Genomic DNA, 26,990 nt, shown 5'->3' with positions numbered 1-26,990 from the left:
GGCTTACTCCAGCGCAATCGTCAGGCGGTCGATCACGGCACGGGTTTCAGGCCGCACTCCTCGCCACCAGGCAAACGCCTCTGCGGCCTGCTCGACCAGCATGCCCACGCCATCCGCCAGACGTGCCACACCGGCCTCGCGCGCCAGGCGCAGGAACGGCGTGAGGCCTTTGCCGTAGGCCAGTTCATACGCCAGTCGCGCTTCGCTCAGCACCCCGCCAGGCAGCGGCGGCAGTTCACCGACAAGACTGGCGGAAGTGGCGTTAACCACAATGTCGAAGGTTTGCCCTTCCAGCGCTTCGTAACGGCTGATACGCAGCCTTGGGTGATCCAGTTCGTTACGCAGTGCCAAGGCTTTGGACATGTCGCGGTTTGCAATCACCAGCTCGCTGGGCCGCGCGTGCAAGAACGGCAACAGCGCGCCGCGCACTGCACCACCGGCGCCAAGCATCAGCACGCGGCGGTTACGCAGCGGCTCACCGAGGTTGTCTTCGATATCGCGCAGCAAGCCGATGCCGTCGAAGTTTTCAGCTGTGATGTGGCCATCCTCGAACTTCAGCGCGTTGGCGGCACGGGCCAACTGCGCGCGCTCGCTGCGCCGGTCGGCCAGTTCGAAGGCACGCAGCTTGAACGGCGCGGTGATGTTCATGCCCAGCCCACCGTCAGTGCGAAACTGCAACACCTGGGCCTCAAAACCGTCCAGCGAGCCTTCAATAGCCCCGTATTCCAGGTGCTGGCTGCTGGCCTGAGCGAACAGGCCATGAATCAGCGGTGACTTGGTGTGGTTGATCGGTCGGCCGATCACTGCGTAGCGGTCGCTCATCGTGTATCTCCGTGGGTAAACAGCACACCGTCTGCCTGCATGGCGGTGATTTCTTCAGGGCTGAAGCCAAGCGCTGCGGCCACTTCGGCGTTGTGCTGGCCGAGGTCAGGGGCTACCTGATGGATCGTGGTGTCACAGCCGGAAAACCGGAACGGCAGATTGGGCAGGCGCAGGGTGCCGTAGCGAGGGTGCAGCTGTTCGATGACCATGTTGCGCGCCTGGATTTGCGGGTCTGCCAACACCTCATCGATACGCTGGACCTTGGCACTGGGAATGTCGACGGTGTCGAGCAAGGCGAGGATCTCGGCCACCGAGCGCGCACCCGCCCAGTCACGCACCACCGCCAGAATCGCCTCTCGGTGGGCATTGCGGCCATTCAGGTCGTGGTAGCGGTTATCGCTGCCAAAACCTGCCGGGCCGCCGTTGGCTTCGAGCATGGCAGCGAAGCGCCGCCAGGCATCATCGACCTGGGCTGCAATCACCAGATCGCCGTCGGCGGCGCGGAACACGCCGTACAAGGTAGACGTGGGCATGTCGTGGCCGGTCTGCTCGGGCAGCACGGTGCCATCGGACAGCGTGTAGCACTGCACGGCGTACTCATGCATCGACACCAAGGTGTCGTACAGCGCCATGTCAATGTGCTGGCCGCGCCCACTGCTCACCCGCCCCAGCAGCGCCGCATTGATCGCGGCTACAGCGTGAATACCGGTGTACATGTCGCCCAGCGAAATGCGCAGCAATGGCGGCGCTTCACCCGGCACGCCGACCATCTGCATGATCCCGCTCTTGGCCTCGGCGATCAGCCCGAAACCGGCGCGGTGGGCATCCGGCCCGGTGTGGCCATAGGCGGAGATCGAGCAGTACACCAGGCGCGGGTTACGCACCGACAGCTCGGCATAACCCAGCCCCAGCTTGTCCAGCGCGCCGGGGCGGTAGTTTTCAATGAACACGTCGGCCGAGTCGGCCAGGCGCTGCATGAAGGCTTTTCCGCGTGGGTCCTTCATGTTCACGCTGACGCCCTGCTTGCCCATGTTCATCTGCAGGAAATAGCCGCTCTGCTGATCGTCCAGGGTAAAGGCGTGCTGGCGGCCAGCATCGCCGCTGCCCGGCCGTTCGACCTTAATCACTTCAGCGCCCAGCGCCGCCAGGCAGCGCCCTACATAGGGCCCGGCAAGGAAGTGGCTGTAATCGATGACGCGGATACCCGCCAATGGCAATGCCTGGCTCATGCCTGCCCCCTCCGTGGCACCATCAACCGGTGCTCACCGCGCTGCACGACCTGGCCATGCTGGTTGACCAACTCTGACGGCAGCACCACGATGCCCCAGCCTGGCCGGCTGTTGCTCGGTCGCATCGCCCCCACCCGCATGCGTACGTGCAACACATCGTTGACCTTGATCGGCAACACGAAGTCCCAGGTCCAGCCCAGCGACATGCCCGGCAAGAAGCGGTACTCGCACTGGGTCTTCAAACCATCGGCGATCGACAGCCCGAACAGGCCGTGCGCAACCAGGCAGCCGAAGTGGCTGGCGTTGGCGTAGGCCTCGTCGACGTGCACCGGGGTGTGATCACCCGTGAGATCGGCGTAGGCCAGGATGCGCTCACGGGTTACGGTATAGGTGGGGCTGATGCACTCATCGCCTTCGCGGGCATCATCCCAGTATCTTTCCACCCCGCTCATGCTTGCACCTGCGCACGCGGGTCGATGGCCAGTGCCTGGGCAACACACTTCGCCGGCAACGCCTGAATGAACTCCACCGCCAGACCATCCGGCAGGCGCAGCCAGTTGCGGCCCTGGGGCATTTCGCTGACGCCATAGCGCTGGGCGGCTGCCAGTACGCTCTCCAGGTCTTCGCACATGATGCCCAGATGTGCCATGCGCCCCTCAGGGCCGGCAAAGTCGGGCTGGTGAATGAACTGCAGGCCACCCAGCGTCCAGTACTGCGCCGGTTGCTCGACGCTGCCCTGCACCTCACGCATGGTCATGCCACACACTTCGCTGAAAAAGCGGATATGCCACTGGATGTCCTGCACCCAGAACGCCACGTGTTCAAGGTAGGCTTTTGGCTGGCTCATGGGTTGTCCCTTTTCTGATGATCGGCCATCGCGCGTTCGATGCCCTTGATACAAGCCACCAACGTGGCGTTGACCGGTGTGGCGACGCCATGGCGCTGGCCCCAGCGCACGACAGAGCCATTGATGAAGTCGATTTCGGTGACCGAGCCTTTTTCCAGGCTTTGCAGCATCGAGGTGCGGAAGCTCGATGGCAGGCCCTCGGCGGCCAAGGCCCACGCTGCGTCGGGGCTGGTCAGGCTCAGGCTTATACCGGCACGCTGGGCCACGGCAATCGCCTCGGCCACCGCAGCTTTGGCAGTGCTGGCCAGCAGCGGCTCGCTGTACAACTGGCCGTAGCTGAGCATGGTGATGCCGCTGAGTGCGCCCGTGGCGACATTGACCAGCAGCTTGTCCCACATGGTACCGAGGATGTTGTCACTGACCGTGGTGGCCAGCCCGGCAGCGTTGAAGGCCTCGGCGATGGCCTGCACACGCGCTGAAAGCTGCCCGTCGAGTTCACCGATGTAAGTGTGTTTGCCCGCCACACCAGCGCGAATCGAACCGGGTGCAAGCAGCACGCCGCCCACATAGGTCTTACCCGCCAACACCCGTTCCCGTCCGGCCACCTCGGCCAGAATGTCCTCGTGCCCCAAGCCGTTCTGCAGCGACAGCACCAGCGTCTGCGGCCCCAGCAGCGCGGTGGCCCCGGCCATCGCTTCGGCGGTGTGGAATGACTTCACCAGCACCACGACCAGGTCGGCCACACCCACGTCGTTGGCGTCCGTGGTGGCGTTGACGCGCACGTGGCGCTCACCGCGCTCATCCTGCACCTGCAGCCCGTGCAGGTTCATCGCTTCGACATGCTCGCGACCACGGTTGAGCAGCCAGGTTTCATGCCCGGCCTCGCTCAGCGCCGCACCAATGGCGCAGCCCAAGGCGCCGGCACCCAGAATGCAGACTTTCAAATCGCAGACCTCCTGTGGTTTGCGATTACCTTATGCAGCAGGCCTTATTCGCGCTATACAATGACTGCAATATGCCAATTGAGATTTGTAATAATGTCTGCTGCCGACGCCCTGCCCGAGCCCAAGCTGCTGCAATTGTTCGATGTGCTCTACCACTGTCGTAGCGTTACCCGTGCCGCCGAACAGCTGGGGCAGAGCCAGCCGACCATCAGCATCTGGCTGGCCCGCCTGCGCCAGCAACTGAACGACCCTCTGTTCGTGCGCACCCCCGGCGGCATGGCCCCAACCCCGCGCGCCGACCAGCTGATCGGGCCTTGCCGCGAGGTGCTGGAGTCGCTGCGCAGGCTCACCGCCTGGGAGCCGCAGTTCATCCCCGCCACGGCACAACGGCGCTTTCGCCTGTGTGTCAGCGATGCCAGCCATATCACCCTGCTGCCAAGCATCCTCAACCACCTGCGCACCCATGCGCCGGGCATCCGCCTGGAGGCTGTGCGCATCGATGGCAACAGTGAAAGCGCGCTGGAGTCGGGCGAGGCCGACCTCGCCATCGGCTTTGTGCCTTGGCTGGGTGGCGGGATGTACCAGCAGGTCCTGTTCGAACAGGACTGGGTATGCCTGAGCAACCGCCAGCACCCGCGGCTGGAAGGCGGCATGAACCTGGCCCGCTACCACGCTGAAGGCCATGTGCAGATCAGCGCGGGGACCGGCCAGAAGTTGCTGGAAGCGGGGCTGGCCCGCGCCAGCATCGAACGTCGCATCGTGCTGGAGCTACCCGCGTTTCTCGGACTGGGGATGATCGTCGGCACTACGGACCTGGTCGCAACCCTGCCTCGGCATATCGGCCAGACTCTAGCCGATATGCACGACCTGCAAGTGCACGACTGCCCGTTTGCAGTTGAGGGTTTCACGGTGAAGCAACACTGGCACGCTCGCTACCACCAGGACAGTGGCAACCGCTGGCTGAGGGAGGTGATCCACAACCTGTTCGGCCGCCCGGCCTGAAGCACGCCCTCGATTACAGGCCCATGATCATCTCGTGCCAGGCCATGCCGCCGTGGTCCGACGGTGACGGCTTCACATACTGGTAGCCCAGCTTCTGGTACAGGGCCACATGCTGCTCTTTGCACATCAGGTGAATGGTCTGCTTGCCCGACGCTTTCATGCGGGCGATGAATGCTTCCATCAGCCGTTTGGCGTAGCCTTTGCCCTGGTGTGCCGGGTCCACCACTACTGACATGATCACCACGTTCGGTGCTGCCGGGTCGTGGCCGACCAGTTCCTTGAACGCTTCATCAGACATGACAACTTCGTGGGCGCAGCCGCTGTTGATGAAACCGACGATCTCACCTGCGATTTCCAGAATGAGAAAACCCTGTGGGAACTGTGCGATGCGGGTGCGGATCTTCTCCAGGGTGGCCGCCTCATCCCCTTCATAGGCGCCGATTTCAATGGCGTAGCAGCGCTCGGCGTCTGCGGCGGTGGGGGTGCGGAACTGGACAATACTCATGGCTGATTCCTTGGAAACGTGAAAGCGTCTGCCATGGTAAATCAGGCGTGCGTTCTGGCGATATCGGGCCGCCACCCTCGGCCAGGCCAGCCGCGTGGTGCTTGATGCTGGCCAAGGATGGCAAGCATCATGGGCGTATACCCCTCACACCACGGATACCCCTATGACCGCTGCACACTACCCCCTCGTGGAGCCCGGCCGCTGCAAACGCTTGAAGGCGGCCAGCAGCCGGGACCATGACAGCGTCGATCAACTGGTGATGGCGGCACGCCCTTTCGAAAACCGCGAGCGCTATGGCCGTTTTCTGCAGGTACAACACCGCTTTCACGGCAGCCTGTTGACGTTGTACAACGATGCACAGCTCAACCAGCACCTGCCAGGGCTGGTTGGGCTGTCGCGCTTCGCTGCGGTCGAAACCGACCTGCGTGATCTCGGCCTGCCACTGCCAAGGCGCCCTCAACAAGTCTGCGTCGGCCCGGCCGAGGCCTTGGGCTGGCTATATTGCAGCGAAGGTTCGAATCTGGGGGCGGCGTTTCTGTTCAAGCAAACCCAGCGCCTCGGGCTCGATGGCGACCAAGGCGCCCACCACCTGGCGCCACACCCGGATGGCCGTGCGCTGCATTGGCGCGAGTTCGTTGCCCGGCTCGACGGCCTAGTGCTGGACGACCAGGACGAGGCCGCAGTGGTCGCTGGCGCGATTGCCGCGTTCGACAGTTACCGGGCGCACTTGCGAGAGGTGTTCGCAGAAGAATGACTGCGTGCATATCAACGGCTACGCCGCCGGGTGATCGGCCATCGAAGTTCTACAAGTTGTTGCTGCAGCGAACTTTTTCTTGATTGCGTGTCTATGAGGGAGGCACAGAAAGGTAGCGTAACGCGAGACACGCCGCGCCCCCACCTGCTGGCCAGATGGCTCAATTGTTATCAGAGGTTGGCTTCGCTCATGAAAATACATGTCGCAAGGTTGATGCTGCTCGGCCTGTTCTCGTTCGCGGCAATGGGTTCGGCATCGGCAACACAAATGAAAGCACCAGTGGCCCAGGCCCCCGCCGTTCAGTCACCGTTGCAGCCTGCCGGCAACCCTTGGTCGAAAGTGGCCTCCGTGGCCGTCGAACAGCCGGCCACGCTGTTGGCGCATGATGACGACCGCTGGCATGACCACAGAAGCGACTGGCGCCGTGAGCAGTGGCGGCGTGAGCAAGCTCGGCGGGACTGGGAGCGGCGGCGGGACTGGGAGCGCCGCCATGACTGGGAGCGCCGCCATGAGCGGGCGATGCACCAGCGTCACTATGACGACCACCGGTACTACCGCCGTTAAGGGCGCTGCGGCAGCACTTGCACTGCCTGCTCAGTGAGTCAGGTGGGGGTGTCCCCCACCGCCTCTGCCTCCATCTTCAACCGGTCAGCCTTGCAAATGTATTTGGGCTTGCGCGGTGCCAGCTTGGCACTGGCCTTTTTGGCATGCGCCTGCAATAGCTGCTTGATCTTCTTACGACGGTTCATAATCCACGGGGCCTGTCAGTACGTTTTAGCGGCCGCCATCATACCCGTGCGGCCTACGCATTTCGCCACGTTGACGTTATTTTCACAGCCCACAGATTAGCGTCACACCCTTTATGGCCGCAGCAAACCTGCTGGCTACCAAGGTACGACGAGGCATACGTGTCACACACTACATCCCCCGCCGCGCGCAAGCGCGTGGACTGGGCCGGCCTGGGCTGGCTTTTGCTGTTCTTCTGGTACTTTTCCGGCGTAACCCAGGCGTTGCTGCTGTTCAGCGGAACGACCGGGTTTGCCGGTTTTCGTGATGCGTTCTTCCTCAGTAGCCTGTGGCTTGCCCCGGTGCTGCTGGTGCCGCGCTTCACCCGCGCCACTGCAGCGGTCATCGGCCTGGTGCTGTGGGGGGCTTCGCTGGTGGGTTTGAGCTACTTCGGCATCTATCGCCAGGAGTTCTCGCAAAGCGTCATCTTCGTGATGTTCGAGTCCAACACCGCCGAAGCCGGTGAGTACTTCAGCCAGTACTTCAGTGTATGGCTGGGTCTGGCGTTGCTGCTGTACACACTGGTGGCGGTGCTGCTGTGGAAGCGCGTACGCCCGGTCAGCCTGCCGCTGCGCAGTCGCCTGCCGGTGGTCGCCTTGTTGCTGGTGGCCAACCTTGTGTACCCGTTCTACAAGCAGATGGTCACCCAGGAGCGCAATTTCGCCGATGCTGCGGAGAAGGTGCAGCAGCGTATGGAACCCGCCGTGCCCTGGCAGTTGCTGGTCGGCTACCGGCAGTACCGCCAGCAACTGGACAACATGCAGGAACTGCTGGCCCAGAACGCCGCATTGCCGCCGCTGCAAAACCTGCGTGACAGCAGCGGAACAGCGCCCCGCACCCTGGTGCTGGTACTGGGCGAGTCCACCACCCGCGAGCACATGCACCTGTACGGCTATAACCGCGACACCACGCCCAACCTCGACGCGCTGGCCGCCAGCGACAAAGGCCTGACGGTGTTCCGCGATGTGGTATCGCCACGCCCGTACACCATCGAAGTGATGCAGCAGATCCTCACCTTCGGCGATGAGCAGAACCCGGACCGCTTCCTCACCGACCCGTCGCTGATCAACCTGATGAAACAGGCAGGCTACAAGACCTTCTGGATCACCAACCAGCAGACCATGACCAAGCGCAATACCATGCTCACCACCTTCTCGCAGCAGACGGACGCGCCGGTGTACCTGAACAACCAGCGCAACCAGAATGCCAGCCAGTACGATGACGTGGTGCTGGCGCCGTTCGAGAAGGCCCTGCAGGACCCTGCACCGAACAAGTTCATCATCGTGCACCTGCTGGGCACGCACATGGACTACCGCTACCGCTATCCGGACGACTACACGCACTTCACCGACAACCAGGGCGTGCCGAGCAAACTGACGCCGGACCAGGTCAAAACCTACAACTTCTACGACAATGCGGTGCGTTACAACGACTATGTGGTCTCGAGCCTGATCAAGCGCTACTCGGCCGGTAACCCCAATGGCTTCCTGGTGTACCTGTCGGACCACGGTGAGGACGTTTACAGCTCCGGCGACCACGACCGCCTCGGGCGCAACGAGGGCGCGCCGACCCGGCCGATGTACACCATTCCGTTCCTGCTGTGGACCTCGCCCAGCTGGCAGGCCGAGCACCCTCGTGACTTGCAGGCAATGGCCAACCGCCCCTACAGCAGCTCGCACCTGATTCATACCCTGTCAGACCTGGCCGGCCTGAGCTATGACCACTTCGAGCCGGCCAAGAGCCTGGTAAGCCCGCAGTTCGTGGCAACACAGCGCTGGATCGGCGACCCCTACCGCAAGGATGGCTTGCGCGAGTTCGACCACCTGCCGCTGGACAAGCCTGAGCGAGCACAGGAAACAGCCAGCAGCCAGCAGTAAGCCGGCACCTGCAAGCGTTTTCCGGTGCGATGCACGGTGTATTCCTGCTGGCAGGGCTGATCACCAGCGTGGCCTTCGCACTGCCCTGGCTGCTGCGCGAAGTGCCGCTGCGCCAGGCCACACAGGCATGAAGGCAGGATGCCAGCGCGCCGCCCGCATGGGACTTATACCGGTGCAGAGCAACTGCCGTTCCGGGCACTCCCCCGCACCGCCTCAGCCAGTTTGCGCAGGTTGGCCTGGTGCGCATTCACCAGGCTGGTGATGCTGTTGTCCGCGGCCGTCTGCACAGACGTGCGACAGGTCAGTTCAGCCTGCCCTGCCTGCTTCAGGCGCCAGACGGCCTCCAGCGAGGCATAGCGCCCCGGCACCGTATCGAAGCGCTGCACATCCACCCGCAGTGCCGCCTTGTTGCCAGCCGCCGGCCCGCCCAACTGGTCCTGCAAGGCGCTGCGAAATTCATCCACCAGGTTGGCGCCCCACCATTCCGTTTCCAGAATGGCCAGGCCGCTCTGGCCCTGGCGCACCACCAGTTGCGGGCGGTCCACCTGCGGCGGCACCACCACCCGGGTCACCTGGATATGCTGCCCGCTGTCGCGCACCGGCTCGCTCGCCACCAGCGTGTGGTAGTTGTTCGGCGTACTGCTGCAGCCCCCGAGCCACACCAGCAGGCTGGCCACACATACATTGCGTAGTCGTTGCATCGGCTGTCTCCTCAGGGTTCAAGCGCTTCGGCACCGGCCGCCTTCGGCCGCCCGCGAATCAGCGACTCGGGGTGCCGGCCCAGGTAATCGGCGAGGTCACGCAGCGAACGCGACATGCGCTCCAGCTCATCCAGTGTTTCGCCCATCCGCTCGCGCTGTGGCGAATCTTCGGAAATGGCCGAGTTGGCCGTGCGCAGGGTCTTGTGCACTTCATCGAGCGCCACCTTCACGTCCGGCAGCGTCTGGCCATTGAACTGTTTGAGGCTGGCGCGCAACGCTCGAAGGCTGCCGTCCAGGTTGCCGGCGATGCTTTCCAGCGGCAGCTTGGCAATGCGTTCGACCACCCGCTGCAGCTGCTCCTGCAACTGTTCCAGGCTACCCGGCAGTGTGGGGATGGTGATGGGATTGGCAGCCATGTCGAAGGCCACCTTGGGGGCATCCGGGTAGAAATCCAGGGAAATGAACATCTGCCCGGTGATCAGGTTACCGCTGCGGGCCTGGGCCCGCAGGCCATGTTCGACGAAGGTTCCGATCAACCGCCTGGCCCCATCCATATCGCCCTGGGCGTGCTTGAACACCGACAGCATCTTGCGGTGCACCGGCCCCAACCGTTGCGGGTAGATCACCGCATTGACCACCACCGGAAAAGTCTGGCGGGCGGCATCGTAGTCAAGCTGGACCGAGGTAACCCGGCCAAACTCCACGCCCTTGAACTCCACCGGCGCGCCCACCGAAAGGCCGCGCATGGCCTGGTCAAAGCGCAACTGCAAATACTGCGCCTGGCCATTGGGTGGTGCCAACGCGGTCTCGCGGTCGGCAAACAGCTGGAAGCGGGCCTGGTCGGCAGCAGCCTCGGCCTGGGGGGAAAAATCAGGCGAGCCGAAAGCCAGCCCACCCACTAGGATCGATGACAGCGATTCGGTATCCACCTTCAGGCCGTTGGCACCAATCTGCATGTCGATGCCGCTGGCGTTCCAGAAGCGGCTATCCGTGGTGACGAAGCTGTCATAGGGTGCCTGCACGAACACGCCAATCTCTACCCCCTTGCCATCTTCCTGCAGGGCAAACGACACCACCTCACCCACCGGAATCTTGCGGTAGTAGATCGATGAGCCGACGTCCAGCGAGCCAAGGTCGCTGGCAGTCAGGGTAAAACGCTTGCCCTTTTCGTCGAACGTGATCGGTGGCGGCAGTTCAAGGCCGACAAAAGCCTTTTCCGGCACTTTCGACTCGCCGGAGTCAGCCCCGATGAAACTGCCCGAAAGCAGCGTGTCCACCCCGGACACCCCACCCACGCCGATGCGCGGGCGCACCACCCAGAAGCGCGCACCCTGTGTGGCGAACGAGCGGGCATCGTCCGACAACTGCACCTTGGCCACTACGCTCTTCTTGTCGTCGGCCAGTTCCACCGTGGTCACTTCACCAATCACCACGCTGCGGTACTTCACCTGGGTCTTGTGCGCCACCAGCCCTTCCCCGGTGTGGAAGGAAATGGCAATGACCGGCCCTTGCTGCATCCAGTTGCGCACCACCAGCGAAGCGCCGATCAGGATGGCCAGTATCGGCACGATCCACACCAGCGATACGCTCCAGCGTCGGGTGCGCACGTCAACCTGCCCCGCCCCCTCGCGCTCGTCAGTCTGTTGCCCCATCAGTGCGGCCTCCCCTCGTTGGCATGGCTATCCCAGATCAGGCGTGGATCGAAGCTCATCGCAGAAAACATGGTCAGCACCACCACCATGCCGAAGAACAGGATGCCCACCCGTGGCTCGATGGTGCCCAGTCCGCGCAACTGCACCAGTGCCGCCACCAGCGCCACCACCATGACATCGAGCATCGACCAGTAGCCGATCAGCTCGACGAAGCGATACAGCTGCGAACGTTGCCGGCAAGCCCAGGTGGAACCACGCTGGGCGGTATACAGCAGCAGACCGAGGGAAAAGAACTTGATGGCAGGCACACCCACGCTGGCAATGAAGATGATCAGTGCGATGTCCCAGGCCCCCGCCTCCCAGAACTCCAGCACCCCACCGCCAATGGTGCTTTCACTGCCACTGCCGAGCATTTCGGTGTGCATCACAGGCAGCAGGTTCGCCGGGATGTAAAACACCAGCGCGGCCAGCAGAAACGCCCAGCCGCGGCTGATGGCATTGGCCTTGCGCCGATGGATGGCAGCACCACAGCGGTTGCACGTATGCGCGCCACTGCTCAGGTCACACGCCTGGCCGCAGCCATGGCACAGACACAGGCCGAGGTCGTCAGCGCTGGCCGGGGCAGTCATACCTGCTCCCACAAATCGCGGATGTCCTTGCCGGCGATATGAATGATCAGCATGCTCAGCGCGGCCAGGGCCAGCAAACCGATGCCCGGGATTACATCGAGCAACCCCGCCAGCTTGATCACCGCCACCATCGCCCCCAGCAGGCACACCTCCAGCATGCTCCAGGGCCGCAGGCTCTCTAGCCCGCGCATGCACAGGGCAAAGCCGGGGGCACGCTGACCGGCCAGGGCAAAGCTCAACACCCAGCACAACACGGCAATCTGCAGCACCGGCGCAACGATGATCGACAGCGCCATGACCAGGGCGATGAAGGTAATACTGCCGTGGCTGAGGATCTGCACCGAGTCCCACAACGTCGCCGAATGGGTAAGCCCCTGCATGCCGATGGTCATCACCGGGTAGGCATTGGCGAACACCAGCAGGATGCCACCGGTCACACTCAGGGCCAGCCGCTGTTGCACAGTCAGCGAGGTGTGCCGGTACAGCACGCCGCCACAGCGCTGACACAGGGCCCGCTGATTCTTTTGCAGCGCTGCACGGTGGTACACCGTGTCGCAGTACTCGCAAATGATCAAATCGTGGGACTGGGTCATGGCGACTCCACAGGTAGCCCGGCTTGAGAGTCATGTGCAATGGCGAACTCTGATATCCGGTGTAGACCATGCAGACGAAACCGCCATCTTTAGTCGATGACAGACTATCCTGTGAAACGGGCCTTTCGCCCGGTGGAGGTGTGCCATGCGTACGTTCACGTGGAGTTACCTGCTGGTGCTGCTGTGTGCGGCATCGGTCGCCCAGGCGCAGTCGGTAGTGCCGCTAAAGGGCCAGAGCAGCCAGCAGATGCAACTGGATATCAACGATTGCAATACCGTCGCTACCAATGCCGCGAACAGCACCGCGACATCCAGCGAAACCCATGTCGGCGGCCGGGTTCGTGGCGCGGCGGCGGGGGCCGCAGCCGGCGCAGTGGGCGCGCAAGTGCGCGGCAACCAGCATGAAGAGCTGTATGACCGGGCTAGTGACGATGCCAAGCAGCAATACCGGCAAAACCGCGCTGGCGAAGTGGCTGCCGCCGGTGCCGCAGTCGGTGGCATGCGTCAGCGTCAGGATCGGCGTCAGGACAGGCGCGGTCAGGACGAAGCAAAAACCCAGGCCCATGCCAGTGCCTACAGCGGCTGCCTGCAAGGCCGCGGCTATCAGGTCAATCCTTGACCACCCTGGCACGCCGTGCCGATGAATCCGGCGGCATGGCGTGCCGGCCTCAGAACTTCGCCAGCTCCTCCCGACAGAACTCCACGAACAACTGTGCAGGTTTGGTCAACTGCACCCGCTTCAACCACGCTGCCGCCAGCCCCGACAGTGCCACCGGTTCGGCGATGTCCAGCATGGCCAGGCGCTGGCCGTCGTAGGTGTATTCCGAATGCGGCCGTGTCACCAGCAGCGAAAAGCCAAAGCCCTGCCCGACCATGCCACGCACCATCTCGATCGACGGCGAGCTGAAAACGATGTTCGGTGTCAGCCCCAGTTCGTTGAACAGGCTGACGAAGTAGGTGCGGCTGGGGGCCACGTCAAGCAGGATCATCGGTTCCGGGCACAGGTCGCGTAGCGAGACCTGGGCCTGGCCGGCAAAACGGTGGTTTTCCGGCAGCAGCACATAGGGCTTTTGCGGCGGCATCAGCGGCTCGGCTTCGATGGTGCCGTCCAGGTCGTGATCGTAGAGAAATGCCAGGTCGAAGGTGCCGGCCGTCAGGCCCTGGATCAGGTCCTGCTGCTCGCCGTCACGCAGGCGAATGTCCACGCCCGGATAACGCTGACGAAAACCGGCAATCAGCCGCGGCAGGTACAACGGCGCCACGGTTTCGAAACAGCCGATGTCGATCTGCCCGGCCACGGTATCGTTGTCGGCCAAGGCGTTCTGCTCGAACTCATGGGCCATCTGCAGCAGCGACTTGGTCTTGGCATAGAAGCGCTTGCCACTGGGCGTCAGCGACACACCCTGGGCATGGTGACGGATGAACAGCTGCACACCGAAACTTTCCTCCAAGCTTTTGATGGCCGTGGAGATGGACGGCTGGGCGATGTACAGCTGGCGCGAAGCCTCGGCAACGCTGCCGGCCTCCACGGTGGTGACGAAATACTTCAGTTGTCGCAAGGTATAGGCAGCCACGGGTACCTCTTTGGCGCCCGTATGGGCACGCAGGGATCATGGCTGACACTTTAACCCTGGCCGCTGGCGGATGGGGGCTGGGTGATAAAGGATTTACCTATGGCTTGAGCAGGTTTTTTTGTGGGGGCCACCTGAAGCCCCCACCGGATCACTCGAAGTCTACATTCGCCATCACGCACTCATCCCCGACCTGTTTGTACCCTGGGGCACATGGCATCCCCACGATAGGGACCACGCCACGCTTGCGCCTGGAGAGTTTCACTTCAGACTCCACATGTTCCAGCGTCTGTTGTTCAGCGTTACCTGGCAATTCGGCCTTCGGTTCATCTTGCATGTACGTTACTCCTGGGTTGGGTGAACTTGCCAGATAGACTCTATCGTCCGCTCACCCGGTACCCCATCTGGAAACCCGGCCACTGGCCAATAATCTCTGAACGTCTTTACTGATACCCAACGGCCTCAGCGATACGGAGTGCGCCAATGAAGATCGTGGTTACCAGCATTCTCGTCGACGACCAGGCCAAGGCCCTGGCCTTCTATCACTATGTACTCGGTTTCGAGCCCAAGCATGACATCCCCATGGGCCGGCACCGCTGGCTGACCCTCACTTCACCCAACGACCCCAATGGCGTCGAGCTGTTGCTGGAGCCTGACGCGCACCCGGCGTCCAAGGTGTACAAGGCCGCGCTCAAGCAAGACGGCATTCCCGCCACTTCGTTCGGCGTGCGCGATATCCAGGCCGAATACACCCGGCTGTGCGCGGCGGGCGTGCAATTTACTCAGCCCCCCACCGCCATGGGCCCCGTCACAGTGGCGGTGTTCGATGACACCTGTGGCAACCTGATCCAGATTGCCCAGAAGCACTGACAATCCACCCTCACGCGCAACAACAAGGAAAACAGATGCGCCACGAATTCAGCGAAGTGCTCAACGACCTGGTCGATTACTTTCTGCTTGGCGATATCCAGCTGCTCGAACGCTTCAAACAGGAACATGAGCTGCCCGACGACCTTGCTTATGCATTCACCCATGACGACAGTGGCGACCAGGCCGTACGCGAAGGCATCGTGCTGCCGCTAGCCGGGGTCGACAACCTGCCTTATCGCATCCTCTTCACCCTCGATGGCTACACTCCGGCCCTGCGCGAACCCGGCAGCCGCCTGAAGCACCGGCGCAATGGCTACGTGCTGCGGGTCGAGCACGGTGCGCTGATGCTGTACACCTGGCGCATCTTGCAGCATTTCACGCCCAAGACCTTGGGCGACCTGATGGCTCGCTACCAGGTGCCTGGGCGGCCGATCATCGAGCTGGACAATGGCTGGTATGACGTTGAGGTGCTGGCGGGGGCACTGGTACGGGACGGTTTGTACGAGCCGGCGTTCGAGTTTGTTTTGAAGAAGCGCTGGAGTCGGGGTCAGACTGTTGAAGTGGACACCGGGTATGCCTTTGGGCTGCGAGGGTACTTCGACTGACCGGTTGCCTGTACGGGCCTCTTCGCGGGTAAACCCGCGAAGAGGCCCGTACAGGCAACCTCATTCGTCAGGTATGACTGATATCCCGGTCCTTGGTCTCCGGCATGAAGAAGATCCCCAGTACCGCCGTCATCACGGCGATCACGATTGGGTACCACAAGCCGTAATAGATATCCCCGGTCGCCGCCACCATGGCAAACGCAACCGTCGGCAGGAAGCCGCCGAACCAGCCGTTGCCGATGTGGTAAGGCAGCGACATCGAGGTGTAGCGAATACGCGCTGGGAACAGTTCCACCAGCCAGGCGGCAATCGGGCCGTAGACCATGGTCACGTAGATCACCAGGAGGGTCAGTAGCAACAGCACCATCGGGTAGTGGATCTTCGCCGGGTCAGCCTTTTCCGGGTAGCCCGCCTCTTTCAATGCACCACTCACGGTTGCAGTAAACGCCTCGCTCTGCACCTTGAAGTCCGCTGCGGCCATGCTACTGCCTTCAAAGCTCGGCAATACCCGCTCACCAATACGGATCTGCGCCACGCTGCCAGGCTCGGCCGCTTCGTTGGTATAGGGAATGGCGCGCTTGGCCAGCAGGCTCTTGGCGATGTCGCAGGAACTGGTGAATCTGGCCTTGCCCACCGGGTCGAACTGGAACGCGCACTGGCCAGGGTCAGCCACCACCACCACCGGGTTCTGCTCCTGGGCAACGAACACGTCCGGGTTACCGTACTCGGTCAGCGCCTTGAAAATCGGGAAATAAGTCAGCGCAGCGATAATGCAGCCGGCCATGATGATCTTCTTGCGGCCAATGCGGTCAGACAAGCTACCGAAAAAGATGAAGAACGGCGTGCCGATCAGCAGCGAGCCGGCAATCAGCAGGTTGGCCGTCTGTGGCTCGATCTTGAGCATCTGCAACAGGAAGAACAGCGCATAGAATTGCCCGGTGTACCACACCACGGCCTGACCAGCAGTGCCGCCCAGCAACGCCATGATCACCACCTTCAGGTTGTCCCAACGGGCGAACGACTCCGTCAGGGGTGCTTTGGAGGCTTTGCCTTCGGCCTTCATCTTCATGAACACCGGTGACTCGTTGAGCTGCATGCGGATGTACACCGAAATCGCCAGCAGCAGGATCGACAGCAGGAACGGCACCCGCCAGCCCCAGGCCTCGAACGCCTCGTTCCCCATGGCCGTGCGGCACGCCATGATCACTAACAGCGACAGAAACAGCCCCAAGGTGGCTGTGGTCTGGATCCAGGCGGTGAAAAATCCGCGCCGCCCCTTCGGTGCATGTTCGGCCACGTAGGTGGCCGCGCCGCCGTACTCGCCCCCCAGTGCCAGGCCCTGCAGCAGGCGCAGGGTGATCAGGATGATCGGCGCGGCCACACCGATCGAGGCGTAGCCAGGTAGCAAGCCGACGATGGCGGTGGACAGGCCCATGATCACGATGGTAATGAGGAAAGTGTACTTACGCCCGATCATGTCGCCCAGGCGGCCGAATACGATGGCACCGAATGGCCGCACGGCGAACCCGGCGGCAAAGGCGAGTAAGGCGAAGATGAACGAGGTGGTTTCATTGACCCCGGCAAAGAAGTGCTTGGCGATGATCGCCGCCAGGGAACCGTACAGGTAGAAGTCGTACCATTCGAACACCGTGCCCAGGGAAGAGGCGAAGATGACCTTGCGCTCCTCCCGGGTGATACCGCGTTGGGGCGCGCTACTGCCCGTGGATGCGCTGTCGAGAACCGCCATGGGTTGCCTCCGTCATGTCATCATGCAGGCCGGAGCACCTCACAACCACTTCACCGTCGCACCCAGGCCTTGGGGCTTGCTTTGGTTGCGCGAAGCACGACGAGGCGAGCCGCCTCGGATCGCAGCAAGGTAACTGAAGCATAATCGGGTTTGCCTGGATATCCACCCGGCTGACCGCACTCCAGAGGGCAGCATGAACGACACGGCTACACCGGGCTGGCTAGGCGATATCTGGTTGGCGGACGATCACTGCCTGCTGCTGTCTACACTCGGCAGGACCGACCGTCACGTGCACTACGCGCATCAGGTGCTTGTCGGCCTCGGCGCCGATGTCGAGGTGCGTGTGGGCGAGCAGCTCTGCAGCACGGCATTGGCCAGCAGGGGCAATAGCCACAACGGTTGGGCTGCCAATGACAGTGCGGCGGCAATGAAACCGAAGAAGAACAGTGGGGCATACAGGGCGCGCATGGGCGACTCCAGTTAGTCAGGAGCCGCCAGTGTTGGGCCTGAGGCCAGGTGGGCGCTTGAAAGAACGGCGCATGCTTAGCGGCGTTTACACAGAACCTGCACGACCGCTGCCAGCGCCACCTCAGCCTGTTCCCGATGCGGTACATGCCCGCACCCTTGCAGCAACTGCATCGCCGCCGGCCCACCCGCCACACAACCCAGCGAATCATCCAGCAGGACAATGGGCGCCCCCTGCACCTGCAGGGGTACCCACGCCTGGGCGAACAGCTTGCCTTGCGCGGTGTCGATCCAATGCTCACGGCTGTGCAGCTCGCTCATACCGCCTCTGCTACCGGCCCCTTCAACTCGACCTGGTTGCCATCCGGGTCGTAGCAATACAGGGACAGCCCCTCGCCCTCGGCACCATAACGTCTCTCGGCAGGTTCAACCTTGACCCCGGCGGCTTCCAGGTAGGCCGTCAATGCCGCCTCGTCGAACGGCTCGATACGCAGGCAGAAATGGTGCAGGTTGCGCCCCCCCACCCCCGGTGCCGCCCCGCCTGGCTGGCCCAGCGGGCCGTCCAGGGTCACCAGGTCGATCATCGCCGTGCCCGTGGCCAAGTGCACCATGCCCAGGTCGTCGCGTACGCGGCTGACAGTGCAGCCCAGCAGCTCTGTGTAGAAGGCAACACTGCGCGGCAGGTCGCTGACCCGCAGAACAAGATGGTCTATGTGCTTGATAGCGAACGGTCGCATGCCGGGCTCCTTGTGCCGTGTGTGCGAATACGTTCGCCACCATAGCCCAGCTTCGCCCGGCGTGACCAGAATCAGCTACTCGTTCACCAACCGTTGCAGCACGCGCCCTTCATGCCGCGTAAGGATACGCAACAGTTGGTCGACCAGCGCCCGGTCCGGGGTATCCAGGTGGAAGTGGTGCCCGCCCGGGTGCCACGAAATCTTCGCCTGACCAGGCAAGGCAGCCTCGCGCCGGGCAAAGGCTTCGCCGGTGAATGCCCCCTGGCGACCAAACAGCAGGTACAACGGGCAGCTGATCTGGTTGAGCAGTTCGCAGGCTTCGCGCTCGGTCAGTGGCATGGGTTCGGGCAGCACCAGCCGCGGGTCGTGGCGCCAGCAATAGCCATCGCCCAGTTGCAACAGGTCGCGCAGCGCCAGCAGCCGTGCAGCACCTTCCGACAGCTCGGTGTCCAGGCGTTCGCGGCGTTGCGTCAAGGCGGTGTCCAGGTCGTCGAAGCGGCCGGGGTCTGGCTCGGCAAATCCCGGTAGCTGGCTGCGCTGCACCATACGCTTGAGCCGGTAGGCCCGCGCCAGGTGCTGCACGCGGTCATCCTCGGCCACCGTGAACGGTGCCCCCATGCCGTCGAGGAAGGTCATGCTGGCAATGCCACTGGTCATGGCAGCCAGCAGCGATGCCACCCCGGTGCCCATGCCGTGGGCCAGCACATGGAACTGCGCCAGCCCCAGACTATCGGTCACCGCCAGCATGTCTTCGGCGTGCTCCCACAGGTAATAGCCACTGTCGTGGCGGCGATGGTCAGAGCGGCCATGGCCGACCAGGTCGGGGGCCACCACGAAACAACCGTCCAGCATCGGTGCCAGGCGTTCGAACGAGGCAGCGTTGTCCAGCCAGCCATGCAAGGCCAATACGGGAATACCGTCTTCGGCGCCCCAGGTGCGGACCGCTATTTCAATACCATTGAGGTCTAGCAGGTGATCTTTCGGACTGCACAGCGAACGCATTGCAATTCTCCTTGGCTGAAGCCTGCGCCATGGCCTGCCTCACCCTCTCGCAGATCGCCCCCTGCTGCTGGCCCCTCACCGACCCACGCATGCGCAAGACCGACCGTTACCGACAACTATCTACCGCACCACGGCGCCTTGAAGAGCGTGGACTATCCCCTCTACGCAAGAGGTCATGACCATGACAAACCCCACGCCGCTACATCAAAGCCAGATAACCCGCGCATTGCCGAAATGGAGCAAGGCGCTTCACCCCGCACACACGCAAAAAGTGGTGCAAAGCCTGCGCAGGGACTATCTGGCTGAAGATGGCACCCCTTACACATGGTACGCCACTGCCGATGCGCCCGCGCGCGAGCAGTTGCGCAACGCCATCAAAGTGCGAAACAAATGCCTGGCGCAACTCAAGACAGCGCTTGCGGGCTTCAAAGACATCATCACCTTCAGCACCCCTCTGCTGACCGAGCGGTTGAAAGTGAATGTGCCCGTAGACAGAGCGCAGTATGTCTTCCAGCCCTTTGAAGCCGATGCCGATATCTGGACCGGCGTTCCCGACCTGGAAGTGCCTTTGTTCCCTGACCGGAAGGTGGATGTGCTGGCCACCCGCCCCGTGGGCGAGCCGCAAGCACGCAGCTTGCTGGAGGCGGCTCTGCACAACTTCGAGGGCCTGGATGAAGTAGGCGCCTACAGCAGGCTCACCCGTGCAGCAGGCAGCGAGACACCCTTGCCAGGCCTGACGATGGCGGACTTCGTCAAGCATTGTCGGGCGCTGGACCTTGGCCAGCGCTATCAAGACCATCTGCATGCAACCCACGAGGGCGACAACCGCGCTGAAATCCAGCGCCTGTCGATTCAAGCCAGCCGTGAAGCTTTGAGGGTGCAGGCACTGATCGCAACGCTCAAAGGCCTGTTGAGCGACCGCGCAGGCAATGCGCTCATTCAGTTATGCGATGGCAAGCCCCACCCCACCTACGATAAGCAGCCGTTGCACTGCTGGAACTTCAGCCTGTTCGGTATCCCCATCCACGAAATCCTGTTCATCGGGCCCGACGAGCCTGGCCAGATAAACCCGTGCATTGTTTACATACCTGAAGACAACGAGCACCCGGTCAGGGAATTTGCCTCACGCCAGGCAGCAGGCAAGCACCTGCGCAGCCGCTTGCTGCAAAGCACATTCCGTCGTGCCTTGGTCCATTTCGCCTACAAGGACAGGCAACAGGAGCTGGCCGACAAGCTGGAGAACGCGCTGTTCGAGAAGGACGATGCAGGCATACGCAGACCCCGACACAAGCCTGTACTCCCTTTCACCCCCTCGCCCATCCGCACTGATCCCTGGGCCACCTTGTACAACGCGCACCTTGCGCGCATGAAGGCCGACGCGAAAACCATTGCTGTCCCCACTGCCGACGTAGACGCCAAGGCCCGCAACCAGCGCCTGAAGCACTGGTTCGACATGGGCATGAATGTGCTCAACGTGGCTGCGTTCTTCGTGCCCGGGCTGAACACGGTCATGCTTGGCGTTTTCGCCTACGACCTGATGAGTTCTGTGTTCACCGGGTTCGAGGCCTGGGAAGAAGGCGATAGCCAGCAAGCGCTGGTGCAACTGGAATCACTGGCCATCAATGCGGCGGTCATCGCCGGTTTTGCGGTAGGCGCCAAGATCGTTCAGGCATCAGGCTTCGTCGATGCACTGACGAGTGTGTGGCACGAAGATCAGGAAGTGCTCTGGTACCCCGACATGAAGCCGTATGCAAGCCCAGCGGCTATCCCTGAGGAAACTCAACCCGATTCGCTCGGCCATGTGCACCTCGATGGGAAGACCTACCTGAAGCTGGATGGGACGCTATACGAAGTGTTTCAGGACGCTGAGCAACAATGGCGCGTGCGCCACCCCGATGATGCGCAGGCCTATGCGCCGCGCTTGTTGCATCATGGTGACGCTCGCTGGCAACTCGACCATGAACAACCGCTGGAATGGGACCACCAGCAACTCATGAGCCGCCTGGGCAACTACACCACTGGCCTGGACGAAAGCGAGCTGGACTACGCCATGCGCAGTACCGGTACCGATGAAAGTGTATTACGCCGTAAACAGGCAACAGGCTCACGCCCACCCGCTCTGTTGATCGACACCTTGCAACGCCTGCAACTCGACAACGAGGCTCAACAGATCATTGATCGCGTACGCCATGGGCTGCCGCTGGCAGCGTACAAGAACTTTGCCTTACCTGAACTGCTGCGCCTGCCGGGGTGGCCTGAGGGGACTGTACTCAAGGTTTACAAAGGGCCAGAACCCTGGGGCGAGTCTGTGCGCTACGGCCCACCCCATTCGACGGGACAGGTAGAAATCGAAGTCACCCGCACCGATCTGGACAATGGTCAACTGAGCCAGACCGTGTTGGCTCAAATGGAGGAAGAGGCCGCGCTGCAACTGGTGGGTGACACGCCACCCGAGCAGCGACCTTCTGCCTTGAACAACACGCTCGCGACACACCTGGAAGCACATCGCGAGGCGTTGTTCAGCAGCCTGCAACAAAGCCGCCGCTCCGTCCTTCCCCCAGCCGCCCAACCCCTCGCCCGGCAGTTTCCCGGCCTGCCGGACAGTGCGCTTGAAGCGTTACTGGCCAACATCAGCAACGCCGAACGGCTAAGCCTGACCAACGGACGGGTGCCGCTTCGCATTGCCGAAGAAGCCCGTCGCCTGCAAGCCCGTGCACGGCTAGACCGCGCCATCCTCGGCATGTTCAGGCGCAGCCTGGCTAACGATGACAGCCAACGCCTGAAACAGGCCCTGCAAGCCGAGCACCCACAGGCAGACTCGGCTCAGTTACTGCAACTTGCCCTTGCCGATCGCCAGCATTGCGCCTCACTACTTGGCCAACAGCCCATCAAGCCGAGCTTGCGCTCACCCTTGCGCATGGCCAACGGCCAACTTGGCTACCCTTTGAGTGGTCGGGGCCTGCCAGCCGCGCGCCGCCTCCAGGCACTCTACCCCGAACTCAGCAGCCAGCAAATCAGTGCGCTGCAAGCTGATCTTGCCCAAGGGGGCGACCTGGGTATCGCCATCAGTCGGCTGGAAGCAGAACAGCGTACCCTCAGCCGTGACCTCAACCGCTGGGCCAACGCTTCAGCTTCGCTGGAAGAGCGCTTTGATCGCCAACAGTGCGCCGAGCGGCTGATGAGTGCTGCCCGGCGTGAAGGCGGCGCGCAACGCGGGGCACTCGTGCTGGACCGCATGCAGTTGCAAGCGCTGCCAACGTTCACTGCTCGCATGCCGCATATCCGGCAACTCACGCTTGATGGGCTGCAACTGCAGCGCCTGGACAGCGGCTTGCTGTCAAACTTCCCCAACCTGGAAAACCTGGAAATCATTGGCAACCCCGACATTGACGCCGAAACACTGTTCGAGGCGCTCAAGTCTGCGCCACGGCTACGCGAGCTGGGCCTGACAAGCAATGGCTTGACTGCCCTTACAGCCACTGCCCAACAAGCCATCGAAGCAATGCCCGGCCTGAGAATACTCGGCCTCAGCCGCAATCGCCTGCAACTCGATGCCGCCAGCTTGAGTTTCCTTGCGCGCTTGCCACTGGATGCACTGGGCCTGGGCAATAATCAGATCACACTCGATGACACCCTGGCAGCCCGTTTTCAGGACATGATTCACCCCATGGTATTGCACATGCCTGGCAACCCATTGCAGCTGCCGCCTGACCTGCGCTTCATGGCCCGCCTCAGCCACCTGGACCTCGAACGTTGCGAACTGCAGCAATGGCCCGACAGCTTGACCACCCTCATGAGTCAGCCCCAGTACCAACTGCGCTATCTCAACCTCTCCTCCAACCGCATTCGCACGCTGCCAGACCTGCCAGGGGTGCTGCGTACCCCCTTCGCCCGTGACGTCGCCGCGCGCCTGCCTGAGCGCCGCTGGCTGTTCAACTACAACACCCTGGAAGCCCAGACACGTGCGCGCCTGGGCAGCAGTGGCGTCAACGTATTCGAGCACGCAGAGGACGTACCACAGTGGCAAGGCATTTTCCGTGGTGAGGCGAGCAATGCGGAGGAGCAACTGTGGAGCGATCTGTTCGACCAAGGTGAGAATGCGGCACTGCTAGGGGTCCTGGGACGTCTCGCCCAGTCGGCGGAAGCGCGGCGTGATACCGTAGCCCTGAGGAAACGTGTCTGGGACTTGCTGGAGAAGGCTGCTCAAGACACCGAGCTACGTGAACGCCTGGCCACCGTGGCTGGCGACTTCCCCCCAACCTGTGGCGACGCAGGCGCCGACGCTTTCAGCGCATTGGAAATAGAGGTACTGGCCCACGAAGCCGCAGGCCGTGCCGGTAGCCAACCCATCGATCTGCTGAGGCTGTATCGCAAGCTGTATCGACGCGACCAGGTCAATCAACTGGCCGACCGTATCAGCTGGAAAAGGTCCTTGCGCAAACAGGCGCTGCTCGATGGCGTCTTCGATGAAGATCTTCCCGCTTACGATGTGCTCGACGAACCCTCTGCGTTTCCGGACATCGACCTGGAAACGGGGCTGGTGGACGATATCGAGGTGCGCCTGGCGTTGCGCCAGTCTCTGGCCACCGCGCTGGACTATCCTGAGCCAAGCCGAGGCATGTTGTACCGCGACACAGCCAGGATCAACCAGACCATCATCGACCGGGTGAAAGCTGCGGTCCTGGCGCTGGATAAGGATGCCAGTGCTCGGGAACAATGGTTGAACCAGCAGCCGGGTTGGGTTGGGTACCTGAAACGTGAGCATGCCGCACAGTTCGGCCTGATCACCGATTTTTGGCGGCCGGGCCTGGACTACCTGTACTACTGCCTGGATGAAACCGCCGACCCAGTCACCACCCTGGACAGTTCTGTTCTACGAGCGCTGGCCGGCGTCATGCCTGAAAGCCCATTGAATGCTCAAGGAATACTGCGTCGCGTCCCGATCAACGAGCAGCAGTACCGCCAGGGGGTGGACGTGCTGACTGCCGAGCAGCAGCAGGTTGAAACCGGCCTGCTGACCAGCCTCACTCGCCAGGCGCAAACCCTCGGCGGCTAAACGGCTCTCACTGCCCGCGCAGGTCTTCGAAGAAGGCCTGCCGGCCATCCACCTGGCTGGACGCCCGCGAGGCCACCGCCGCATCAGCATTGGCGGCCTCCACATGCCAATAGCAATGCTGCACCGCACGGGTCACCGCCACATAGGCCAGACGCTGCACTTCTTCCTTCTGCGCCGTATCGAACGGTTGGGCATCACCGGCCTTGCCCAGCCCGGCCTGGCGATACACCTGGTTTTTGTAGGGCGAGCTGGTCAGGTACTGGCAGTCGCCCAGCATGAACACCGCATCGGCCTGCAAGCCCTTGGCACTGTGGTAGGTCAGCTGGCGCAGCCGGCGCTGTTCAGCCGGCAATGCGGCTTCGGCGTGCAGCACGCTTTGCAGGTGCTCGTTCATCAAGGCCCTGTCGCTGCCCTTGCGGTAAAGCATCATCACCGTCTCGCCCCGCTGATAGTGCTCCATCAGCGTTTCGCCCAGGGCGGCCTCGTCACGGTCGAATACCTTCACTGGCGAACCCGGGAGTTCGGCTGCCGGGCCACTGGCCCGGGCTTTCTTGCCGGCAATCGCCGGGGTACCCTTGACCAGGTGCTCGGCCGCGTCGATCACCTGCTGCTGGCAGCGGTAGTTGTCGACCAGCATCACCCGGGTGCTGGACGGCGACGGGAAGGCCTTGGTGAACTCCATGAAGTACTTGGGCGAACTGCCTCGCCAGCCGTAAATCGACTGCCAGTCGTCCCCCACGCACAGCAACGACGAATGCTGCGCATGGCGCCCGGTGTGCATGGCCGGGCCGCGTCGGCGGATTTCGGCGAGGCTGGCGCGCAGCCAGCTGACGATCTGCGGCGACACGTCCTGGAACTCGTCGATCATCAGGTGCGCCAGTGGCCGCAGCAGCGGGTCGGGCAGCAGTTTCAGGTTTTCCGGGTTGTTCTCCCCAAACAAGGCGAACATACGGTTGTAGCTCATCACAGGCGGCGACTGGTCAAGCAGGTGCGCCTCCAGGGCTTTCCAGTACAGGGCCAGGGCCTCGAAGAACAAGGCATCACTGTCGCCCGACGGGAAGCTCATCGCCGCCACCGCGTTGTTCACGTCCAGGCCAAGGTTCTCGATGAAGTTGGCCGCGCCGACAAAGGCATCCAGCAACGGCGCCGGGGCCAGCTCACCCTTGACCTTGTACTCGAACCCCGGGCCAGCCACGGCATCCCCCGCCAGCGAGGCCGCCAGGCGCCGGGCCATGGCGTAGTTGTCCAGCCAGATCAGCGGCCTGTCGCAGAAGGCCTGCAACAAGGTGCGCTTGACCGCCCACTCGGCACGCACGGCCAGCTTGGCGCCGGGGCGCTGATACTGGGCACTTTCTGCGGGGTCGAAGCCCAGCACCACCCAAGGCCCCTGGCCTTCCAGCCGGCCATGCACATGGAAGCGGCTGCCACGGATGTCGACGGTTTCGCGGCAAGGTTCGATACCCTTGATCGGCCAGGCACCAGCGGCGAACCACAGGTCCTCGATCACATCGCACAGCTCTTCGTCGCGCTGGGCCGCCAGCTGCGTTACCTGTGCGCGCTTCTGCACATCGGGGTTGTTCGGGTCCAGTGGCTTTAGTTGCAACGCTTCGCTGCGCAACAGGCCGACCAGCTCGGCAAAACGCGGGCTCTCGCCCAGCAAGCTGCTGTAGCACTGGTTCAGTTGCTGGCGCTGGGCATCGTTAAGTCGAAGGTCGAACGGGTTGCTGTCGGCCTCGGCCTCACGCCCGGCGGCCATCTCGTTGCCCAGCGTCTCGAATGCGCGCACCTGGCCGAAACCCGGCAGGCTGCGCACCAGCGGCAGAATGCGCGAATGGAAGGTGCGCACCAGCTCGCGTGCCTGCACCGGTTGCAGGTTGATCTGCCACAGGGCGAACACTTGCATCAGGCGCTTGATGAAGTCCTTGCGCGACTCGCGGGTAAACGTGACCACGGTCATCGCGTCCAGCTCGTAGCCCAGGTAATGGCGCAGCAGCAAAATGCGCAGCACCAGCGACGTGGACTTGCCCGCCCCGGCCCCGGCCACCACGCAGGTGGAGGGCGTGTCACTGAAAATCAGCTTCCATTGCGCGACACTGGGCTGGGCCTCGGCGGGCAGACGCTGGGCCACATCAGCCTTGAAGCGCTTTTTCAGCTCGGCCGTCAATGGCAGGCGCCAGTCATCGAACAGGTTATCGTCCTGGCCAGGCACGGCGGCGGTGTCGGGGCGGGTATCGCGAATAACCAGCACCTGGCGCCCGGCCTCGTAGCCTTCCACCCGACCGCGCTCGAACCCTTCGCGCTCACCCTCTGCATGGCCCGTGCGCTGCCCGCTGGCGTGGCCGAGGAACCAGGAGTCGCGGTGCTGAGCCTGCAGGCGGGTCAGGCCACGCCCCAGCAGGCGGGCGACCAGGCGGCGAAACCAGGGCAGTTGGGCGGGCGGGGTAAGGTCGGCGGGGGCCTGGGGTTGCTCGTGGGCCACGGTCACTCCGTTGAAAAACAAAATCAGCGGGCATGTTCGCTGCATCGACGGAAAATCGCCAGCGAATGCTTGCAGATCAGTGGATTAGGCGATGAAGCGAAGAAAGGCCAGCAGAAT

General features: G+C 62.8%; 27 protein-coding genes. 8 read left to right on the top strand and 19 right to left on the bottom strand.

Translation table 11 applies throughout. The annotated features are described in order from the left end of the window. Window positions 1-3: 3 nt before the first annotated feature. The 5 genes from aroE to PM2_RS17175 are packed head-to-tail and all read right to left on the bottom strand — an operon-like array spanning window position 4 to window position 3,842. The gene (gene aroE, locus PM2_RS17195) at window positions 4-822 is read right to left on the bottom strand and encodes a shikimate dehydrogenase (protein ID WP_028699310.1); all 819 of its coding nucleotides are present in this window, start codon (window positions 820-822) and stop codon (window positions 4-6) included. After that, window positions 819-2,051, bottom strand: coding sequence for a CaiB/BaiF CoA transferase family protein (locus PM2_RS17190; RefSeq protein WP_016714607.1), 1,233 nt, complete (start codon window positions 2,049-2,051; stop codon window positions 819-821). Before PM2_RS17190 ends, aroE begins: the two co-directional genes overlap by 4 nt. Next, window positions 2,048-2,503, bottom strand: coding sequence for a MaoC family dehydratase (locus PM2_RS17185; RefSeq protein WP_016714608.1), 456 nt, complete (start codon window positions 2,501-2,503; stop codon window positions 2,048-2,050). Before PM2_RS17185 ends, PM2_RS17190 begins: the two co-directional genes overlap by 4 nt. Further along, the gene (locus PM2_RS17180; protein ID WP_016714609.1) at window positions 2,500-2,898 is read right to left on the bottom strand and encodes a VOC family protein; all 399 of its coding nucleotides are present in this window, start codon (window positions 2,896-2,898) and stop codon (window positions 2,500-2,502) included. Before PM2_RS17180 ends, PM2_RS17185 begins: the two co-directional genes overlap by 4 nt. Beyond that, complete coding sequence (locus PM2_RS17175) at window positions 2,895-3,842, bottom strand: ketopantoate reductase family protein (RefSeq protein ID WP_016714610.1); 948 nt, start codon at window positions 3,840-3,842, stop codon at window positions 2,895-2,897. The genes PM2_RS17180 and PM2_RS17175 overlap by 4 nt, the downstream gene beginning before the upstream one ends. Before the next feature lie 93 nt (window positions 3,843-3,935). On the opposite strand from PM2_RS17175, the gene PM2_RS17170 reads away from it, so the two are divergent. After that, a complete protein-coding gene (locus PM2_RS17170; protein ID WP_016714611.1) occupies window positions 3,936-4,844 on the top strand; it encodes a LysR family transcriptional regulator in 909 nt (302 codons plus the stop codon). A gap of 13 nt (window positions 4,845-4,857) precedes the next feature. Here the strand turns inward: PM2_RS17170 and PM2_RS17165 are convergent, their stop codons facing one another. Further along, window positions 4,858-5,349, bottom strand: coding sequence for a GNAT family N-acetyltransferase (locus tag PM2_RS17165; protein ID WP_016714612.1), 492 nt, complete (start codon window positions 5,347-5,349; stop codon window positions 4,858-4,860). A gap of 163 nt (window positions 5,350-5,512) precedes the next feature. On the opposite strand from PM2_RS17165, the gene PM2_RS17160 reads away from it, so the two are divergent. After that, on the top strand, window positions 5,513-6,103 hold the full coding sequence (locus PM2_RS17160; protein ID WP_016714613.1) for a biliverdin-producing heme oxygenase: 591 nt from the start codon (window positions 5,513-5,515) through the stop codon (window positions 6,101-6,103). Window positions 6,104-6,316: 213 nt separating this feature from the next. After that, window positions 6,317-6,667, top strand: coding sequence for a hypothetical protein (locus PM2_RS17155; RefSeq protein ID WP_033740424.1), 351 nt, complete (start codon window positions 6,317-6,319; stop codon window positions 6,665-6,667). 38 nt (window positions 6,668-6,705) lie between these two features. On the opposite strand, the gene PM2_RS30165 is transcribed toward PM2_RS17155, so the two are convergent. Next, window positions 6,706-6,852: a DUF2986 domain-containing protein gene (locus PM2_RS30165; protein ID WP_016714615.1), complete on the bottom strand. Its 147-nt coding sequence runs from the start codon at window positions 6,850-6,852 to the stop codon at window positions 6,706-6,708. A 159-nt stretch (window positions 6,853-7,011) separates the two neighbouring features. Here PM2_RS30165 and PM2_RS17150 point away from each other — a divergent pair, with 159 nt between their 5' ends. Beyond that, on the top strand, window positions 7,012-8,766 hold the full coding sequence (locus PM2_RS17150; RefSeq protein ID WP_080578126.1) for a phosphoethanolamine transferase CptA: 1,755 nt from the start codon (window positions 7,012-7,014) through the stop codon (window positions 8,764-8,766). A gap of 164 nt (window positions 8,767-8,930) precedes the next feature. On the opposite strand, the gene PM2_RS17145 is transcribed toward PM2_RS17150, so the two are convergent. The 4 genes from PM2_RS17145 to PM2_RS17130 are packed head-to-tail and all read right to left on the bottom strand — an operon-like array spanning window position 8,931 to window position 12,341. Next, window positions 8,931-9,467: a PqiC family protein gene (locus PM2_RS17145; RefSeq protein ID WP_016714618.1), complete on the bottom strand. Its 537-nt coding sequence runs from the start codon at window positions 9,465-9,467 to the stop codon at window positions 8,931-8,933. Between the two features lie 11 nt (window positions 9,468-9,478). Next, complete coding sequence (locus PM2_RS17140) at window positions 9,479-11,119, bottom strand: PqiB family protein (protein WP_016714619.1); 1,641 nt, start codon at window positions 11,117-11,119, stop codon at window positions 9,479-9,481. Then, window positions 11,119-11,748, bottom strand: coding sequence for a paraquat-inducible protein A (locus PM2_RS17135; RefSeq protein ID WP_016714620.1), 630 nt, complete (start codon window positions 11,746-11,748; stop codon window positions 11,119-11,121). The genes PM2_RS17140 and PM2_RS17135 overlap by 1 nt, the downstream gene beginning before the upstream one ends. Further along, complete coding sequence (locus PM2_RS17130) at window positions 11,745-12,341, bottom strand: paraquat-inducible protein A (RefSeq protein WP_016714621.1); 597 nt, start codon at window positions 12,339-12,341, stop codon at window positions 11,745-11,747. The genes PM2_RS17135 and PM2_RS17130 overlap by 4 nt, the downstream gene beginning before the upstream one ends. 145 nt (window positions 12,342-12,486) lie before the next feature. Between PM2_RS17130 and PM2_RS17125 the strand changes: the two genes are divergently transcribed. Then, window positions 12,487-12,960 (top strand): YMGG-like glycine zipper-containing protein, encoded by a 474-nt coding sequence (locus tag PM2_RS17125; protein ID WP_016714622.1) that lies wholly within the window; start codon window positions 12,487-12,489, stop codon window positions 12,958-12,960. Window positions 12,961-13,009: 49 nt separating this feature from the next. Here PM2_RS17125 and PM2_RS17120 read toward each other — a convergent pair whose 3' ends face one another. Then, the gene (locus PM2_RS17120) at window positions 13,010-13,915 is read right to left on the bottom strand and encodes a LysR family transcriptional regulator (RefSeq protein WP_016714623.1); all 906 of its coding nucleotides are present in this window, start codon (window positions 13,913-13,915) and stop codon (window positions 13,010-13,012) included. 148 nt (window positions 13,916-14,063) lie between these two features. Further along, the gene (locus PM2_RS17115) at window positions 14,064-14,249 is read right to left on the bottom strand and encodes a hypothetical protein (protein WP_016714624.1); all 186 of its coding nucleotides are present in this window, start codon (window positions 14,247-14,249) and stop codon (window positions 14,064-14,066) included. A gap of 146 nt (window positions 14,250-14,395) precedes the next feature. Here PM2_RS17115 and PM2_RS17110 point away from each other — a divergent pair, with 146 nt between their 5' ends. Beyond that, window positions 14,396-14,782, top strand: coding sequence for a VOC family protein (locus tag PM2_RS17110; protein ID WP_016714625.1), 387 nt, complete (start codon window positions 14,396-14,398; stop codon window positions 14,780-14,782). Window positions 14,783-14,817: 35 nt separating this feature from the next. Next, entirely contained in the window at window positions 14,818-15,387 is a 570-nt protein-coding gene (locus PM2_RS17105) for a hypothetical protein (RefSeq protein ID WP_016714626.1), read from the top strand. A gap of 67 nt (window positions 15,388-15,454) precedes the next feature. Here PM2_RS17105 and PM2_RS17100 read toward each other — a convergent pair whose 3' ends face one another. The 5 genes from PM2_RS17100 to PM2_RS17080 form a co-directional block, all read right to left on the bottom strand. Continuing rightward, window positions 15,455-17,134: an MFS transporter gene (locus tag PM2_RS17100; RefSeq protein WP_016714627.1), complete on the bottom strand. Its 1,680-nt coding sequence runs from the start codon at window positions 17,132-17,134 to the stop codon at window positions 15,455-15,457. A 303-nt stretch (window positions 17,135-17,437) separates the two neighbouring features. Beyond that, window positions 17,438-17,602 (bottom strand): hypothetical protein, encoded by a 165-nt coding sequence (locus PM2_RS30995; RefSeq protein WP_230852967.1) that lies wholly within the window; start codon window positions 17,600-17,602, stop codon window positions 17,438-17,440. A gap of 75 nt (window positions 17,603-17,677) precedes the next feature. Beyond that, window positions 17,678-17,920, bottom strand: a complete 243-nt coding sequence (locus tag PM2_RS31575; protein ID WP_016714629.1) for a hypothetical protein — start codon at window positions 17,918-17,920, stop codon at window positions 17,678-17,680. Next, window positions 17,917-18,336 carry a VOC family protein gene (locus tag PM2_RS17085; protein ID WP_016714630.1) on the bottom strand — a complete coding sequence of 140 codons (420 nt, stop codon included), beginning with the start codon at window positions 18,334-18,336 and terminating at the stop codon, window positions 17,917-17,919. The genes PM2_RS31575 and PM2_RS17085 overlap by 4 nt, the downstream gene beginning before the upstream one ends. A gap of 75 nt (window positions 18,337-18,411) precedes the next feature. Continuing rightward, window positions 18,412-19,338: an alpha/beta fold hydrolase gene (locus PM2_RS17080; RefSeq protein WP_016714631.1), complete on the bottom strand. Its 927-nt coding sequence runs from the start codon at window positions 19,336-19,338 to the stop codon at window positions 18,412-18,414. A gap of 181 nt (window positions 19,339-19,519) precedes the next feature. Here PM2_RS17080 and PM2_RS17075 point away from each other — a divergent pair, with 181 nt between their 5' ends. Beyond that, the gene (locus PM2_RS17075) at window positions 19,520-24,394 is read left to right on the top strand and encodes an NEL-type E3 ubiquitin ligase domain-containing protein (RefSeq protein WP_258198660.1); all 4,875 of its coding nucleotides are present in this window, start codon (window positions 19,520-19,522) and stop codon (window positions 24,392-24,394) included. Window positions 24,395-24,401: 7 nt separating this feature from the next. Here PM2_RS17075 and PM2_RS17070 read toward each other — a convergent pair whose 3' ends face one another. After that, window positions 24,402-26,918: a UvrD-helicase domain-containing protein gene (locus tag PM2_RS17070; RefSeq protein ID WP_016714633.1), complete on the bottom strand. Its 2,517-nt coding sequence runs from the start codon at window positions 26,916-26,918 to the stop codon at window positions 24,402-24,404. Window positions 26,919-26,990: the final 72 nt, after the last annotated feature.

This window comes from Pseudomonas monteilii NBRC 103158 = DSM 14164 (assembly GCF_000730605.1).
Taxonomy (GTDB): Bacteria; Pseudomonadota; Gammaproteobacteria; order Pseudomonadales; family Pseudomonadaceae; genus Aquipseudomonas; species Aquipseudomonas monteilii.
This window is presented reverse-complemented; position numbering and strand designations above follow the sequence as displayed.